General features: G+C 63.4%; 16 protein-coding genes and 1 tRNA gene. 13 read left to right on the top strand and 4 right to left on the bottom strand.

From position 1 onward, the window contains the following. Nucleotides 1–16 precede the first annotated feature (16 nt). The 5 genes from secDF (at nt 17) to EJ073_RS02050 (ending at nt 5,282) form a co-directional block, all read left to right on the top strand. On the top strand, nt 17–2,572 hold the full coding sequence (gene secDF, locus EJ073_RS02030; protein WP_126054209.1) for a protein translocase subunit SecDF: 2,556 nt from the start codon (nt 17–19) through the stop codon (nt 2,570–2,572). Between the two features lie 10 nt (nt 2,573–2,582). After that, entirely contained in the window at nt 2,583–2,972 is a 390-nt protein-coding gene (locus EJ073_RS02035; RefSeq protein ID WP_126054210.1) for an Mth938-like domain-containing protein, read from the top strand. Nucleotides 2,973–2,997: 25 nt separating this feature from the next. Further along, the gene (locus EJ073_RS02040) at nt 2,998–3,822 is read left to right on the top strand and encodes a phytoene/squalene synthase family protein (protein ID WP_126054211.1); all 825 of its coding nucleotides are present in this window, start codon (nt 2,998–3,000) and stop codon (nt 3,820–3,822) included. 81 nt (nt 3,823–3,903) lie between these two features. After that, complete coding sequence (locus tag EJ073_RS02045; protein ID WP_126054212.1) at nt 3,904–4,332, top strand: hypothetical protein; 429 nt, start codon at nt 3,904–3,906, stop codon at nt 4,330–4,332. Beyond that, nucleotides 4,332–5,282, top strand: a complete 951-nt coding sequence (locus EJ073_RS02050; RefSeq protein ID WP_190233819.1) for a sterol desaturase family protein — start codon at nt 4,332–4,334, stop codon at nt 5,280–5,282. Before EJ073_RS02045 ends, EJ073_RS02050 begins: the two co-directional genes overlap by 1 nt. On the opposite strand, the gene trmFO is transcribed toward EJ073_RS02050, so the two are convergent. The 3 genes from trmFO to EJ073_RS02065 all read right to left on the bottom strand — a co-directional run bounded on the left by trmFO (nt 5,283) and on the right by EJ073_RS02065 (nt 7,438). Beyond that, entirely contained in the window at nt 5,283–6,692 is a 1,410-nt protein-coding gene (gene trmFO, locus EJ073_RS02055; protein WP_126054214.1) for a methylenetetrahydrofolate--tRNA-(uracil(54)-C(5))-methyltransferase (FADH(2)-oxidizing) TrmFO, read from the bottom strand. Between the two features lie 413 nt (nt 6,693–7,105). Next, a complete protein-coding gene (locus EJ073_RS02060; RefSeq protein WP_126054215.1) occupies nt 7,106–7,246 on the bottom strand; it encodes a DUF1127 domain-containing protein in 141 nt (46 codons plus the stop codon). A 51-nt stretch (nt 7,247–7,297) separates the two neighbouring features. Continuing rightward, nucleotides 7,298–7,438 (bottom strand): DUF1127 domain-containing protein, encoded by a 141-nt coding sequence (locus EJ073_RS02065; protein ID WP_006335194.1) that lies wholly within the window; start codon nt 7,436–7,438, stop codon nt 7,298–7,300. 231 nt (nt 7,439–7,669) lie between these two features. Between EJ073_RS02065 and EJ073_RS02070 the strand changes: the two genes are divergently transcribed. The 3 genes from EJ073_RS02070 to EJ073_RS02080 all read left to right on the top strand — a co-directional run bounded on the left by EJ073_RS02070 (nt 7,670) and on the right by EJ073_RS02080 (nt 10,878). Then, the gene (locus EJ073_RS02070; RefSeq protein ID WP_126054216.1) at nt 7,670–8,788 is read left to right on the top strand and encodes a DUF2157 domain-containing protein; all 1,119 of its coding nucleotides are present in this window, start codon (nt 7,670–7,672) and stop codon (nt 8,786–8,788) included. Continuing rightward, nucleotides 8,785–9,366: a GDYXXLXY domain-containing protein gene (locus EJ073_RS02075; protein ID WP_126054217.1), complete on the top strand. Its 582-nt coding sequence runs from the start codon at nt 8,785–8,787 to the stop codon at nt 9,364–9,366. The genes EJ073_RS02070 and EJ073_RS02075 overlap by 4 nt, the downstream gene beginning before the upstream one ends. Before the next feature lie 63 nt (nt 9,367–9,429). Beyond that, complete coding sequence (locus EJ073_RS02080; protein WP_126054218.1) at nt 9,430–10,878, top strand: aromatic amino acid lyase; 1,449 nt, start codon at nt 9,430–9,432, stop codon at nt 10,876–10,878. 31 nt (nt 10,879–10,909) lie between these two features. Here EJ073_RS02080 and EJ073_RS02085 read toward each other — a convergent pair. Further along, nucleotides 10,910–10,992: transfer RNA gene (locus tag EJ073_RS02085), tRNA-Leu, on the bottom strand. Between the two features lie 343 nt (nt 10,993–11,335). On the opposite strand from EJ073_RS02085, the gene tig reads away from it, so the two are divergent. The 5 genes from tig (at nt 11,336) to EJ073_RS02110 (ending at nt 16,245) form a co-directional block, all read left to right on the top strand. Next, complete coding sequence (gene tig, locus EJ073_RS02090) at nt 11,336–12,826, top strand: trigger factor (RefSeq protein WP_126059058.1); 1,491 nt, start codon at nt 11,336–11,338, stop codon at nt 12,824–12,826. A gap of 179 nt (nt 12,827–13,005) precedes the next feature. Then, nucleotides 13,006–13,530, top strand: coding sequence for a hypothetical protein (locus tag EJ073_RS02095; protein WP_126054219.1), 525 nt, complete (start codon nt 13,006–13,008; stop codon nt 13,528–13,530). A 185-nt stretch (nt 13,531–13,715) separates the two neighbouring features. Further along, nucleotides 13,716–14,096: a cytochrome c family protein gene (locus tag EJ073_RS02100; protein ID WP_126054220.1), complete on the top strand. Its 381-nt coding sequence runs from the start codon at nt 13,716–13,718 to the stop codon at nt 14,094–14,096. Nucleotides 14,097–14,130: 34 nt separating this feature from the next. Beyond that, nucleotides 14,131–15,060, top strand: coding sequence for a heme o synthase (locus EJ073_RS02105; protein WP_126054221.1), 930 nt, complete (start codon nt 14,131–14,133; stop codon nt 15,058–15,060). A 366-nt stretch (nt 15,061–15,426) separates the two neighbouring features. Continuing rightward, nucleotides 15,427–16,245 (top strand): DUF2189 domain-containing protein, encoded by an 819-nt coding sequence (locus EJ073_RS02110; RefSeq protein WP_126054222.1) that lies wholly within the window; start codon nt 15,427–15,429, stop codon nt 16,243–16,245. The last annotated feature ends 137 nt before the right edge of the window (nt 16,246–16,382 follow it).

The following is a 16,382-nucleotide window of genomic DNA, read 5'->3' on the forward strand; positions in this document are numbered from 1 at the left end:
GAACGGATAAGAACGAATGCTCTATTTTTCGCGCCTGAAGATGATCCTGATCTGGCTGGCCGTGGCCGCCACAGTGGTCCTCGCCGCGCCCAATCTCTTCCCTGCCAGCACGTTGGCGCAACTGCCCAACTGGGTGCCGAAGCGGCAGATGACGCTCGGTCTCGACCTGCAGGGTGGTTCGCACATCCTGCTTCAGATGAACCAGAACGACCTGATCAAGGATCGACTGGAGACGTCACGCGACGAGATCAGGACGCTGCTGCGCGACGCCAACCCCAAGATCAACTATACCGGCCTGTCCGGATCCGGGCGCACGGTGCAGGTCCGCATCACCGATCCCAGCCAGATCGACGCCGCCAAGAAGGTGCTGAAGCCGCTGACCGACCCGGTGGCGGCGGGGCTGTTCACCGGCGGCTCCGTCCAGGAGATGACGCTGGACGATTCCGAGCCGGGCCTGCTCAAGTTCACCGTCACCGACGCCGGCATCAAATACCGCACCTCGACGGCGCTGACGCAGTCGATCGAGGTCGTCGAACGGCGCGTCAACGAACTCGGCACCACCGAACCGATCGTGCAGCGGCAGGGCGACGACCGTATTCTTGTCCAGGTGCCGGGCTTGCAGGACCCGCAAAGGCTGAAGGAAATCCTTGGCCAGACCGCCAAGCTGACATTCCAGATGGTCGACCAGTCGATGCCGGTGCAGGACGCGCTCAACGGCCGTCCGCCGGCAGGCTCCTCGATCCTCTATTCGCAGGACGATCCGCCGGTACCCTATCTGATCGAAAACCGCGTCATCGTTTCGGGCGAGAATCTCGTCGACGCGCAGGCGACCTACAATTCGCAGAACAACGAGCCTGTCGTTTCCTTCCGTTTCGATTCCAAGGGAGCCACCCGCTTCGGCCAGGCGACGGCGCAAAATGTCGGCAAGCTGTTCGCCATCATCCTCGACAACCAGGTGATCTCGGCGCCGCAGATCCGTGAGCCGATCCTCGGCGGCACCGGTCAGATCTCCGGCAATTTCACCGCTCAGAGCGCCAACGACCTCGCCGTGCTGCTGCGCGCAGGCGCGCTGCCGGCGACGCTGACCGTGATCGAGGAGCGCACGGTGGGTCCGGGCCTGGGACAGGATTCCATCCATGCCGGCAAGGTCGCCGGCATCATCGGCTCGATCCTCGTCGTCGCCTTCATGTTCGTCGCTTACGGCTTCCTCGGCTTCCTCGCCAATATCGCGCTCGCGGTGCATGTGGCGATGATCGTCGGGCTGTTGTCGCTGCTCGGCGCGACGCTGACCTTGCCTGGTATCGCCGGTATCGTGCTGACCATCGGCATGGCGGTCGATTCCAACGTGCTGATCTACGAGCGTATCCGCGAGGAGCGGCGCAACGGCCGCTCGGTGATCCAGGCGATCGATACCGGCTTCACCAAGGCGCTGGCGACCATCGTCGATTCCAACGTCACGTCGCTGATCGCGACAGTGGTGCTGTTCTACCTCGGCACCGGCCCGGTGAAGGGTTTTGCCATCACCTACGCCATCGGCATCCTGACCACGGTCTTCACCGCCTTCACCTTCACCAGGCTGCTAGTGTCGATCTGGCTGCGCCGCGCCCGGCCGAAGGAACTGCCGAAGGCGCCGGTGACCTTCATTCCGCCGGGTACGAAGATTCCGTTCATGGGTATCCGCCGTTGGACCTTCGCGCTGTCCAGCCTGCTGTCGATCCTGTCGGTCGTGCTGTTCATGACCGTCGACATCAATTACGGCATCGACTTCAAGGGCGGCTCGCTGATCGAGGTGCAGGCCAAGACCGGCAATGCCGATCTCGCCGACATCCGCGGCAGGCTCACGGAGCTCAACATCGGCGAAGTGCAAGTGCAGCAGTTCGGCGAGCCGAACGACGTGCTGATCCGCGTCGGCACCCAGGACGGCGGCGAGAACGCCGAGCAGACCGTCATCGACAAGGTGCGCGGCGAGTTGCAGGACCAGTATGATTTCCGCCGCGTCGAAGTGGTGGGACCGACGGTTTCGGGCGAACTCGCCAAGCAGGGCACGATCGCCATGCTGATCGCGCTGGTCGGCATCCTGATCTATGTCTGGTTCCGTTTCGAATGGCAGTTCGCTGTCGGCGCCATCATCGCCACGATCCACGATGTGGTCATGACGATCGGCTTCTTCGTCATCACCGGGCTGGAATTCAACCAGTCGTCGCTGGCGGCAATCCTGACCATCATCGGTTATTCGCTGAACGACACCATCGTCGTCTACGACCGCGTCCGCGAGGATCTTCGAAAATACAAGAAGATGCCGCTGCCGCAGCTGTTGAACAACGCCATCAACGAGACCCTGTCGAGAACGACGCTGACCTCGGTGACCACGATCCTGGCACTGCTGGCGCTGGTGCTGTTCGGCGGCGAGGTGATCCGTTCGTTCACCATGGCGATGCTGTTCGGCGTGGTGTTCGGCACCTATTCGTCGATCTTCATCGCCGCGCCGCTGCTGATCCTGTTCAAGTTGCGGCCGCAGGCCACGGCCGCCGACGAGGAGAAGCCGGTGAACGGCAAGGCCGTGGCGACCTGACGCCGCGGCCGTGGCCAAGGGCATCGTCATCCGCGAGGCGCATTTCCCCGGCCGGGCGCCGATCGAGGCCTATGGCAATGGCGGCTTCCGCTTCGCCGATATGTCGCATCGCGGCTCGCTGCTCTGCCTGCCGTCCGGCATCCATGGCTGGGAGCCGGCCGATCCGCTGGCGTTGACGGTGGCGGACTTCAGCAAGCTGCTCGCCGAGGCCGGCAAGGTCGAGATCGTGCTGGTCGGCACCGGCAAGGATCTGCGGCCGCTGCCTACGGCGCTGCGCGCGGCATTGAAAGAGGCCGGCATCGCCGCCGATCCGATGTCGACCGGCGCGGCGGTGCGGACCTACAATGTCCTGCTCGCCGAAGACCGCGCCGTGGCCGCGGCGCTGATTGCCGTCGACTGACGTGGCTGATACCGCCAACATCGTCATGGATGCGGTGCGCGCTTCTGACCATGACCGTTATCTCAGCGCGCTCTACGCGCCCGCCGACAAGCGCGACGCGCTGTTTTCGCTCTATGCCTTCAATGCAGAGATCGCGTCCGTGCGCGACCGTATCCACGAGCCGTTACCCGGCGAGGTACGGCTGCAATGGTGGCGCGATGTCATCGCGGCAGAGAACGATGCGGAGACCGGTCACCCGATCGCCGACGCACTGAGGGCGACGATTTCCGCCAATCGACTGCCGAAGACAGCCTTCGACAACATGCTCGAAGCGCGCATCTTCGACCTCTACGATGATCCGATGCCGTCGCGCACCGATCTCGAAGGCTATTGTGGCGAGACCGCCGCGGCACTCATCCAGCTTGCGGCGATGATGCTCGATCCCCAGGAGGCACCGCGTTTTGCCGACCTGGCGGGGAGGGCGGGTTGTGCGCAAGCGATCACCGGTCTTTTGCTGCTGTTGCCGCTGTACCGGAGGCGTGGCCAATGTTTTGTGCCTGCGGACATCCTCGCAGCGGCCGGCTCATCATCGGAAGAGTTCGTCAAAGGGGAGGGCGGCCCCGGCGCGCAACGCGCAGTGGCGGCGATGATCGCGCTCGCGCGAGACCATCTCGGTGCCTTCGAGCGAGGCGCCCCGGCGCTGCCGGCTTCGCTGCGCCCCGCATTCCTGCCGCTCGCGCTGACGCGTGCCTATCTCGGCAGGATGGAGAAGACTGAGCAATCGCCGCGCGGCGGTGCAGCAAAGCTTTCCACCTTGCGCAAGCATTGGCTGCTCCTGCGTCATGCCAGCCGAGGCTGGACGCCCCTTTGACGTAAACGTCAATCGTGCTAGGGGTTCTGCCTGTCGGACTCGCGTCGAAGAAGCGTGAGCCGCCGGAGGAGACGCCTTTCCATGAGCCTGCCCGTGCTGGTCGTCCTTGTCGTGTTTGGCATCGCGCTGTCGGTCGCGGCCGTGCATTTCACCGGCGGCACTACTACCGCGATGCTTGCCGGCGCGGATCGGGCACTTCAACGCTTCGCCGAGGACTTTCCGGACGAAATGGTGGCGAGGGTGCGTCTAACGGCGGATCGGCGGGCGGCGTTTCTCGAGCTTGGGCCGGCGCGCACCGGCATCGTCAGCAGCATCGGCGATTGCTTCCTGACGCGCATCGTCACGCCGCGCGATATCCTGGCCCTGACCGCAGACGACCCGCGGTCGATCTCCATCAGGCTCAACGACTTCACCTGGAAGGGCGGGCGCTTTGTCTTTGCCGACGAGGCCGACGCCAGGGCGGTGGCGGCGGCCTTGCAAGACCATGATCGGAACCGGGAGGCCGCGTGATGGACGATTACAATTTCCCGGAGGTCACCAAGCTTGCCATCCCGTTCTTCGTCGCCGCCATCCTGATCGAGCTCTGGCTGGTGCGAACCGGCCGCGCCAAGGGCTCGTTCGAAACGCGCGACACGCTGACCAGCCTGATGATGGAGACCGGCAATGTCGTGGCCGGCCTGTTGCTCGGTGTTTTGTCCTACTGGGCGCTGCTGTGGCTGTGGCAGTTTCGCTTCTTCAATCTCGGCCTGTCGGTCTGGGTGTTTTTGGCTGCCTTCCTGCTCGATGATTTGCGCTACTATGTCTATCACCGCATCGCGCACCGGGTGCGTTGGGTGTGGGCCGAGCACGTCAACCACCACTCCAGCCAGCACTACAATCTGTCGACGGCGCTCAGGCAAAGCTGGACCGGGCTGTTCACCTTCATGTTCGTGCTGCAGGCGCCGCTGGTGCTGCTCGGCTTCCACCCGGCGGTGATTGCCTTCACCTTCGGCTTCAACCTGGTCTGGCAGTTCTGGATCCACACCGAAGCGATCGGCAAGATGTGGGGCTGGTTCGAGTTCATCTTCAATACGCCCTCGCACCACCGCGTCCACCACGCCACCAATCCGCGCTATCTGGACGCCAACTATGCCGGCACGCTGATCATCTGGGACCGCATGTTCGGCACGTTCGTCGAGGAACTGGAGGAGGACCGGCCACGCTATGGCATCGTCAAGAACATCGGCACCTTCAACCCGCTGAAAGTGGCCTTCCACGAATGGATCGGCATGTTCAAGGACACGCTGATGCCAGGGCTGACGCTGCGCCAGCGTTTCAACTATTTCGTCCGGCCGCCCGGCTGGAGCCATGACGGTTCGCGCGAGACGTCGGAGACGCTGAAGGCGGCCTATGTCAGGCGAAATCCAGGCGATGCGGGCAAGCCGGGCTTGCCGACTGCGAACGCGGAGCCTGCGGAGTAGCTATTCAGCCGCCTCTGCCTGCGCCGGCAGGCCCAGCCATTGGCGGCAATCGGCCAGCGCGCGCCCCGTGATCGCGTGGCGCTTGGCGACCGTCTTGTCCTTGCCGCGCAGGCGTTTGCCTTCGATCTTCGGCGCTTCCACCGGCGGGAAAAGGCCGAAATTGACGTTCATCGGCTGGAAGGAGCGTTTGCCCGGTTCGTCGTCGGAAACGAGGTGGCCGCCGGTGATGTGGTTGAGCAGGGCGCCGAAGGCGGTGGTGAGTGGCGGCAACGATGGCGCATGGCCGAGACGCTCGGCGGCGGCGAAGCGGCCGGCGAGCAGGCCGATGGCCGCGCTCTCGACATAGCCTTCGCAGCCGGTGATCTGGCCGGCAAAGCGCAGGCCTGGCCGCGATTTAAGCTGCAGCGAAGCGTCAAGCAGGGTCGGCGAGTTGATGTAGGTGTTGCGGTGCAGGCCGCCGAGGCGGGCGAAATCGGCGTTTTCCAGGCCGGGAATGGTGCGGAACACGCGCACCTGCTCGGCATGCTTCAGCTTGGTCTGGAAGCCGACCATATTGTAGAGCGTGCCCAGTGCATTGTCCTGGCGCAGCTGGACGACGGCGTACGCCTTCACCGATGGATTGTGGACGTTGGTCAGCCCCATCGGCTTCATCGGTCCGTGGCGCAGCGTCTCGACGCCGCGTTCAGCCATCACCTCGATCGGCAGGCAACCGTCGAAATAGGGCGTGCCTTCCCATTCTTTGAACTCGGTCTTCTGGCCGTCGACCAGCGCCTGGACGAAGGCGAGATACTGGTCCTTGTCCATCGGGCAGTTGATGTAGTCCTTGCCGGTGCCGCCGGGGCCGACCTTGTCGTAGCGCGACTGGAACCAGCAGGTGTCCATGTCGATCGTGTCGAAATGCACGATCGGCGCGATCGCATCGAAGAAGGCGAGCGCATCGGCGCCAGTGGCCTGCGCGATCGATTGGGCCAGCGAAGGTGCGGTCAGCGGGCCGGTGGCGATGATCGCCTGGTCCCAGTCCGCCGGCGGCAGGCCGGGCACTTCCTCGCGCTGGATGGTGATCAGCGGATGCGCTTCGATCTTTCGGGTCACCGCCTCGGAAAAGCCGTCGCGGTCGACGGCCAGCGCGCCGCCGGCCGGCACCTGGTTCGCGTCGCCCGCGCTCATGATCAGCGAACCGGCAAGCCGCATTTCGGCATGCAACAGGCCGACCGCGTTGGTTTCGGCATCGTCGGAACGGAAGGAGTTGGAGCAGACGAGCTCGGCCAGACCATCGGTCTTGTGCGCATCGGTGCCGCGGACGGGCCGCATCTCATGCAGCACGACCGGAACGCCGGCCTCAGCGATCTGCCAGGCGGCTTCGGAGCCGGCGAGGCCGCCGCCGATGACGTGAACGGGATTTTTGCTCATGGGCGCCGGAATAATCGCTTGTCGCCGCGATTGCAATTGGCGCGAAGGACAGGAAAGGGCCGAAGGGCGGCAAAGCCGGCCTCAGAAACACAACACCCGCCGGGGAGGAGGTCCGGCGGGTGTCGTTTTGGGGGTCGATCCTCGGGAGGAGGTGAAGATCGACCGTATTCGTCATCGCCGGGGAGGAGGTCGGCTCTGACGAAATTCCTTTCGCCGTTTGAAAAGGGGCGAAACCTTTGGAAGACGAACTGCATTCGCTTCGAAAGACGAACAATGTTCGCTTCGGGAACAACGCCCGCCGGGGGAGGAGGTCCGGCGGGCGCCGTTTCAGTGGTCAACCCTTGGGAGGAGGTAAGGGTTGGCCGTATCCGTCAGGGTCGGGGAGGAGGTCGACCCTGGCGAAATTCTTGTACTTAGACCGCCTTGCGGGCGACCATCTTGATCTCGTCACGGACGATGCCGAGATCATGGAGCTGGCGATTCGACAGACGACCCAGCTCGGTAACCGTCTCGCGATAAACGCGCCAGTTACGATAGTTGCGGATCAGGTTCATTGTCGTTCTCTTCTTCAAAACTGGTTCGGACCATTCGCGGCCCGAAGCGGATTAGACCGCCTTGCGAGCGACGTAGTGGATGTCGCTGCGGCTGATGCCGAGGTCGGTCAGTTCACGGTTCGACAGGCGGCTCAGCTCGGAGACGGTGTCCCGGTAGCGGCGCCAGTTGCGGTAGTTGCGGATCAGGTTCATGGTAGTGCTCGTTTCGTCTTTCGTTCGGGTCATTCCGTTTGTGTACGAACAGAAAATAGGTGGGGTCATATCGATTTAAAAGTGCCATTGGCGCATGGCAGCAATGCAAATTGTGCAATGCAACACTAACGGCCATACGGCTTCGACATAAAGAAGCCCGAATCCGAAAATGCCGTGGTGTCAACGGTTTGACCGTGTGGGCTGGAAAAAGATCGAGGGCAGGGGGAAGGCATGGCGAGTTATGCGTCGCGGGTCAGGTCCGACATCGCCCGATGGCGGCAGGCTGGGCTGATCGATACGCCGACAGCCGAGGCGTTGACGCGCGATGTCGAAGCCAATGATCGGAGGTCGCTGAGCTTCGGGTCGATCCTGGCGATGATGGCGGCGCTTTTGTTCGGTGCCGCTATCCTGATCTTCGTCGCCGCCAATTGGGAAGCCATCCCACGGCTCGTTCGCGTCGCGGCGCTGTTCGCCGTCATCGTCGCCGGCTACGTCGGCGGCGCGGTGCTGAAGACACGCGACCATGGGGCAATCGGCGAGGCGCTGTGGATCGTGGCGGCGGCCGCTTTCGGCGGTTCGATCGCGCTGATCGGCCAGATGTACCACCTGACAGGCGACGAGGCCTCGGCGCTGCTCACATGGGGAGCCGGCACGGCCTTGGCGGCGGTCGCGTTGCGCTCGAACCCGCTCACCGTCGCCTCCCTCGGCATCGCCGACGCCTGGCTGCTTCTCAAATGGGGCGGTTTTTTCCGGCGCTCGGAATTTCCCCATCTCTTCGCAGCCATTGCGCTGGTGCTGTTCGCGATTTCGTTCTGGACCCGCAGCCGGGCGGCGCGGCATCTGATCATTCTGTCGGTCCTCTTCTATCTCGTGCTGCTGTCAATGGATCACAACACGCTGCAGGTCTCCGTTCCGCTGACGTTCGTTTCGGCGCTACTTTTTGCCGCCGCGGTCTTCGCCGCCGCACCGGTCGACAGAATCGTGCAGCTTGGCGGCCGGCTGCCCCTGCACGCGCTGATCGGCTTCCTCACCGGCATGGCGATGATCCAGTTCGAACTGGCCGACGAGGCGAGCTACAATGGCGCCTTCGCCATTGCCTCGGCGGTCGCGCTTGCCGCCATTGTCGCGGCGATCATGCTGGGTGGCCGCGAGAGCAGGGGCCTGCGCTGGGTCGCCTATGCCGGCTTCGCCTTTGAGCTCGCCATCATCTATGTGGTGATGTTGCAGTCGATGCTTGGCACCGCCGGCTTCTTCCTGGCCGCTGCAGTGCTGCTCGGCATAATGGCGCTGGTCATCATCCGCGTCGAAAAACGCATGAACGCGCCGACCACCGAAGGAGCCAAGGCATGACCGGCAAAAGACTGATCATCTCGGCGCTGCTGCTGGCGCTCGTCCAGATCGGCTTCCTCGGATGGATCATCGTCGGCAGGGCCGCAATCCTGCGGGATGGCAAGGAGGTCCTCCTGAAGGTCGAGCCGATCGATCCGCGCGATCTTCTGCGCGGCGACTATATCGTGCTGGGCTACGAGATCTCGCGCATCCCAGTGAAGCTGATCGCCAACATTCCGCCCGGCAAGTTCACCAGCAACGACTCAGAGCTCGTCGTCAGGTTGAAGCAGGGCGTCGAAGGCTATTGGCAGCCGAGCGCAGCCTGGTTTGATGCCGCACCGATGCCTGCGGCCTCCGACGAGGTCGACATCGTCGGGCAGGTGGCCGATGGCTGGGACCTGCGCGAGCCCGAAGCGACGATCGCGCCGGACTACGGCATCGAGCGCTTCTATCTGCCGGAAGGCGAGGGCATGGCGATCCAGAACGACATGCGGGTGCGGCCGTTCGCCGTCCGTGTCGCCATCGCCGCAAACGGGACACCGCAGGTCAAGGCGTTGATGGATGGCGACAAGACGCTGTTCGAGGAGCCGCTCTACTAGGGGCGGCCGCACCCGTGCGCATCTCGCGAAAACCTTGGATCTCCCGTCCGAGCAGTGTGAAGCATGACAATTGAACTGACGGCGCGCGGAGACATCAACCTCGATGCGGTCTTTCGTGTCGCCTGGCGGAAGGAGCCGGTGCGGATTAGCGACAAGGCTTTGCGTCGGATCGAGGAATGCCGCGCCTCGTTTCTGCGTCTCATCGAGACGGATCCCGCACCGATCATCTATGGCGTCACCACGGCGATGGGCGAACTGGCGAGCCGCAAGCTCGAGCGTGACGAGCGCGACCGCCATGCGCGCATCAAGGCGTTCGCTGCCGCGACCTCTTTCGGCGAGCCGCTGCCGGAGCGCGTGGTCAGGGCGATCGTGCTTGCCCGTCTCACCAACTTCATTGAAGGCAATGCCGCCACCTCGCCGCGCATCGCGCAAGCTGTTGCCGCCATGCTGGACGGCGGGCCGATGCCGATCGTGCCGTCGCAGGGCCAGGGCGGCGCCGGCGAGATCCTGGCTCTCTATCCGCTGTTCGCCGGGCTTTCGACGCGCTTCGACCTGGAGGTCAAGGAGCGGGGATCGCTCATCAACGGCTCGCCCTGCGCGGCGGCGCTGGTGGCGGACGCCGCGCTCGCGGCGCGCCGCCGCATCGGCCTCGCGCACAAGGTGTTTGCGCTGTCGATCGAAGCCTTTCGCGCACCGCTCGAACATTACGACGCCGCACTCGACGGGCTTTGGGGCGACGAACACGAGGCGGCAGCGCTGCAAGGTTTGAGGGAATATCTCACCGGCGCCGGCGACGGACGGCGCAACTACCAGGCGCCGGTCAGCTACCGCATCGTGCCGCGCGTGCTTGGCCAGGCGCATCGCGCGCTTTCCGGCGCGGAACGGGCGGCGACCGTGTCGCTGGCGTCGATCTCGGACAATCCGGTCTACGTACCGCCGGACGAGGCGTATCCGCTCGGGCGCTGCATCAGCACCGGCGGCTATCACAATGCGATGGCCACGCCTGCGCTCGACGATCTGGCAGCGATCTGGGCCGACGTCTGCCTGCTCTGCGACCGCCACGCCTCGAAGCTCCTGAACGGTAAGGTCTCCCTGCTGCCCGATCTTTTGATGACGGACCGGCATTGGGCCGACAGCGACGGCCACGGCAATGTCGGCTATGTGCCGATGGCGATCACCGGTTATCTGGAGCAGGCGAAGCTCGCGGCGCAACGCACCTTCATCCCAGGAACGGAATCTGCCGGTGCCGGCCAGGACGATGTCGCGACCACGGCGTTCCTCGCCTGGACCAAGGAGGCGACCGCCGGCCGCTGCCTCGACGCGGCGATGGCGATGCTGGCGATGATCGCCTCGCAGGCCCTTCACGTCACCGGCCGCGAGGCACCGCCTGCGCTGCAGCCGTTCGTTGCCGACGTCAGGACCATCGTACCGGCGGTCGGGGCCGACCGCGTGCTCGGTCCTGAACTGGCGGGATTGAGCGAATGGTTCACCGGCAAGGTCTTCGAGACGTGACCGTGGCGACTCGGTTTGTCAGCCGATGGGCTGGTGCGGGTAGAGGGACTCGAACCCCCACGTTTTCACGCCAGAACCTAAATCTGGTGCGTCTACCAATTCCGCCATACCCGCGTCGCCCGGCAATCCCATGTAGCCATCATTCTGTCAATGTCGCGATCAAAATGACCCTCAACCGCCTGAATGCGAAGATAGTTGAAAATTAGGCTGGCCTGTGACAAAAGGCGTGTCGAATGTGACGGGACGCGACGATCCGCTTCTACAGAATGTGATAAGAAGTAGGAAAAACAAAGACTTATTCACATTTTGGAACGCAGTTTGGAAAGGCTTTGAGCCGCTTTAGCGGTCAAACCGCAAGTTTCCGTTACCAAAAGCCATTCCCGGCAAGATTATACCGGCAGGCTGTAAGCGGCATGGGCCGTCTGGCAGTCTCATGGGTGAGAACAAAGGTTTTATGATGCAGGTCACCGAAACGCTCAACTCCGGTCTCAAGCGCGAGATCAAGATCACCGTGCCGGCCGGTGACATGGAAGCCAAGCTGATGGCGCGGCTTACGGATGCCCGCAACAAGGTTCGCATCAATGGCTTCCGCCCCGGCAAAGTGCCGGTGCAGCACCTGCGCAAGGTCTACGGCAAGTCGTTCATGGCCGAGGTCGTCAACGAGATCCTCAACGATTCGACGCGTTCGATCATCACCGGGCGCGGCGAGAAGGCCGCCATGCAGCCTGAAGTGATCATGACCGAGGACGAGAAAGAGGCCGAAAAGATCCTGGCCGGCGGCGCCGATTTCGAGTTCCGCCTCAACTACGAGATCATCCCGGCGATCGAGATCAAGGATTTCTCCGACATCAAGGTGACACGCCAGGTGTTCGATGTGCCGGACACGGAAATCGACGAGCAGGTCAAGCGCATCGCGGAATCGGCGCGCAGCTATGAGCCGAAGACCGGCAAGGCAGCCGAAGGCGACCGCGTGACCATTGACTATGTCGGCAAGATCGGTGGCGAGGCGTTCTCCGGCGGCGCCGGCAACGACCAGCCGCTGGTGTTGGGTTCCAAAGAGTTCATCCCGGGCTTCGAGGACCAGCTGATCGGCGCCAAGGCCGGCGACGAGAAGCAGGTCACCGTCACCTTCCCGGAAAACTACCAGGCTGCGCATCTGGCCGGCAAGGAAGCCACCTTCGACGTCACCGTCAAGGAAGTGGCGAAGCCGGGCGAACTCGAGATCAATGACGAGACGGCCAAGAACCTCGGCCTGGAATCGCTGGAGCGCCTGCGCGAGATCGTGCGCGGCCAGATCGAGAACCAGTTCGGCTCGATGACGCGCCAGAAGGTCAAGCGCCAGCTGCTCGACCAGCTCGACGCATCCTATTCGTTCGAGGCGCCCTCGAAGCTCGTCGAGGCCGAGTTCAACAACATCTGGAACCAGGTCAACCGCGATCTGGAAGCCGCCGGCCGCACCTTCGCCGACGAAGAGACGACGGAAGAAGAGGCGCGCGCGGAATATATGCGCCTGGCGGAGCGCCGCGTGCGCCTCGGCCTGGTGCTCGCCGAAATCGGCGAGAAGGCCGGCGTCACCGTCTCTGACGAGGAATTGCAGCGCGGCCTGTTCGAGCAGGTTCGCCGCTTTCCCGCCAACCAGCAGCAGGAAGCCTTCGAGTTCTACCGCAACAACCCGGACGCGCTGAACACGCTGCGCGCGCCGATGTTCGAGGAGAAGGTGGTCGACCATCTGCTCGGCCAGATCTCCGTCACCGACGTCAAGGTCGGCAAGGAAGAACTGATGGCCGACGACGAGGACAGCGAGACCGTGGCCAAGGCGAAGCCGGCGAAAAAGGCTGCATCGAAGAAGGCCGAAGCCAAGGCAAGTGAAGCCAAGGCCGGCGACGACGCAGAGGAACCAAAAAAGAAGGCGGCGCCGAAAAAGAAGGCCGCCAAGGACGCCGAGTAACGCGCGTACCAGACTTGAATTTGCCAAAGGCCGCCCTCGGGCGGCCTTTTTCGTTGAGGCCTGGTGTTGTGGCTTCGGCGCAACAGCGGCGTGCTCGAATGGTGGCGCGCGGCTGGCGATACGAAACCTTGATGATTATCTGCGCTTGTGTCGCGAAACAGAGGGCGTTGGAGGCATCGTTGAGGCGGTTCGTCGAAAAGGGCGGCGTGGTGGCGGCGGCGCTCGCTTTCATCTCTGCCTGCGGCGTGGCCGAGGCCGATGCCGCTCTCGACAATTGGCGTTTCGATACCAGCAATGACGGTCTGGTCACCGCCTCGCTTTATGCCGACAACAAGCTTCTCACCGGTGGCGGCGCGCTGGGCTACAGTCCGGTGCTGACCATCGCCTGCCAGCCGGGTGGCGAGCCGCACTGGAGCGAATGGGTGCAGCTCAACGATGCCGTGTCCGCCAGCCGCAAGATCACCATGTCGGTTACTGTCGACGGCGACCGCAAATTCGATGAGAGCTGGTCCGTCGGTACGCGCGGCAAGGTGCTGGTCAGGGATGGCGCCGATGGCATCAAGCGGCTGGTGCCGGCGAGCCGGCTTCTGCTTTCCTGGCGCTTCGGCCTGCTGGCGGGACGCGGCGAGGCGGATTTCGACCTTTCCGGACTTGGCGAGGCGGTCGACAGGATCGCCGGGGCTTGCAACACCGATCCACCCTGAGCGCGTCCTAAACCATCGCAATCTCTGGCTTTTTCTATCCGCCGTTCGGAATCCGTGGTATGTAGGTGCCGCAATTCCACTGCGGCAGTGCGGATATTCCGTACTTGCCATCAAAGGGCGCAAGCCGACGTGATCGGCTGCGTGAATCGTCCAAGGCAGGATGACGACCAGGGAGGAAGTGCCATATGCGCGCCATCGCATTTATTGCAGCCGTGTCCGTAACAGCCTTCACCGCCCATCCCTCGCAGGCGCAGGACGCCGCGGCGGGTGAGAAGGTTTTCGTCAAATGCAAGGTCTGCCACATCGCGGACGAGGACAAGAACAAGATCGGCCCTTCATTGCATGGCGTTATTGGCCGCACGGCGGGCACGCACCCTGATTTCGCATACTCCCAGGCGATGATCGATGCCGGCAAGTCCGGCGTCAAATGGGACGACCCGACGCTGACGACCTATCTTCACGATCCCAAGGCCATGGTCAAAGGGACCAAGATGGCGTTTGCCGGTCTCAAGAACGACCAGGACGTGGCCAACGTCATCGCCTATCTCAAGCAGTTCTCGCAATAGTCATTCTTCCTGCCTCCATCGGTGGTCGCCTGCAATGTCGACTAGGGAAAGCCGCCTCGAGGACAACGGCATTCGCCTCTCGGAAGCGACGGCCGCCGATTTCTTCGCGCTGCTCAAACCGCGCGTCATGGCGCTTGCCGTCTTCACTGCTTTCGTCGGCTTGATGGTGGCGCCCGGCGTGATGAACCCGGTCATCGCCGTGATCGCGATCGCGGCGATCGCCATCGGGGCAGGTGCGGCCGGTGCGCTCAACATGTGGTACGACGCCGATATCGATGCGTTGATGACGCGTACGTCGAAGCGGCCGGTGCCTTCGGGCCGCGTCACGCCGGGCGAAGCGCTCGGCTTTGGCCTGGTGCTTTCGGCGCTCTCAGTGATGACGCTGGGCGTGCTGGTTGGCTGGCTCGCGGCGTCGCTGCTTGCCTTCACCATCTTCTTTTACGTCGTGATCTACACGATGTGGCTGAAGCGTTCGACGCCGCAGAACATCGTCATCGGCGGTGCGGCGGGCGCGCTTCCTCCGGTCATCGGCTGGGCGGCCGCCACCGGTGCCGTCGGTGTCGAAAGCCTCATCCTGTTCCTGATCATCTTCCTGTGGACGCCGCCGCATTTCTGGGCGCTGGCCTTGTTCAAGGTCGGCGACTACGCCGCCGCCGGTATTCCGATGATGCCGAACGTGGCGGGCGAGGCTTCAACGCGCAGACAGATCTTCGCCTACGCGCTCATCCTGGCGCCGATCGGGGTGCTGCCCTGGCCTTTCGGATTCGCCAGCGGATTCTACGGGGTCGTCGCAGCGGCGCTGGGTATCGGTTTCATCTGGCGTGCCTGGAAGGTGCTGGCCGCTCGCGACAATGAGATGACGCCGGCAAAGGCGCTGTTTGCTTTTTCGATCGCTTATCTCTTCGCGATTTTCGCCACGCTGCTCTGCGACAGGATCGTTTCGCGCGTGGTCGCCTCACTCTGATCCCGATGGGCATGAGCCAGGTTCGCAGCCGCAGCCCGCGGGCCGCCTAGAACCTTGCTTCCAAAGCCATCACGCCGGCAGCGCAAAGAATCCGAGCAGCAGCAGAATGAGTATCCCAAGGCCGAGTATGAGAAGCGTCCGAGTGTCCATGACCTTCACCTTCGACCTGCAGGAGAATAGCGAAAAAAGGATCTTCGAGCCAGCCTGTGCTTGGGCCCACCCGGATCCCTTGCCGACAAAGGGCGACAAGTCCCGCGCAAAAGTGTATGGTGTTTGTGGTGCAGGTTGCGGTTTGCGTGACCAATCACGCAGAACGATAGCACCATGAAACCGCGACCGCGCCGGACCTGATCTGGAGGAATGGTCATGGCGAGCTTTCACGTTATTGCAGGTGCCAGCGAAACGCTGGAGCATACGAGAATTCGAAAAATCGGCGTTTCCGATCTTTTCGACGCGCTCAGACGCGGCGTCGACGATTTTATGGTCAAGCCCTCGCATATCGTGTTTCTCTGCCTGATCTATCCGCTGGTCGGCGTGGTTCTCGCCGCCTGGACATCGGGCGCCAACGCGTTGCCGTTGCTGTTTCCGCTGGTCTCCGGCTTCGCGCTGCTCGGCCCGTTCGCCGCGATCGGCCTCTACGAAATCAGCCGCCGGCGGGAGGCCGGTCTCGATGCCTCCTGGAGCCATGCCTTCGAGGTCAAGAACTCGCCCGCCTTGCCGTCGATCGCGGCGGTCGGAATCATGCTGTTTGCGATCTTCATCGCCTGGCTTCTGACCGCCCAGGCATTCTACGTGCATCTCTTCGGCCCGACGCCGCCGGCATCGCTGTCCGGCTTCATCAACGAAATATTCGCCACCGGGCGCGGCTGGACGCTGATCGTGCTCGGCCATGCCATCGGCTTCGTCTTTGCCGTGGTGGTGCTGTGCACCACGGTCGTCGCCTTCCCGCTGCTGCTCGATCGTGATGTCGGCGCGTACGAGGCGATCCACACCTCGGTGCGCGTGGTGATGGCGAACCCGATCGTGATGGCGGTCTGGGGGTTGATCGTCGCCGTTGCGCTGATCATCGGATCGATCCCGGTCTTCGCCGGCCTGGCGGTGGTGCTGCCGATTCTCGGCCACGCCACCTGGCACGTCTATCGCAAGGTCGTGGAACCGCCACCTTCGGTCAAACCGGCAGGTTGAGATTTGGGGCCGCGCCGTTTCGGCGCGGCTTAAAGCGCGTCGCGTCTGAACGGATTCAGGCGACGCGCTTTAAGCTTTTGTCTTTGTGCATGTCGTTGTCCCAAAACCGCTGCACACTTTTGGGTGACATGCATTTA

Source organism: Mesorhizobium sp. M4B.F.Ca.ET.058.02.1.1 (assembly GCF_003952505.1).
Lineage (GTDB): Bacteria > Pseudomonadota > Alphaproteobacteria > Rhizobiales > Rhizobiaceae > Mesorhizobium.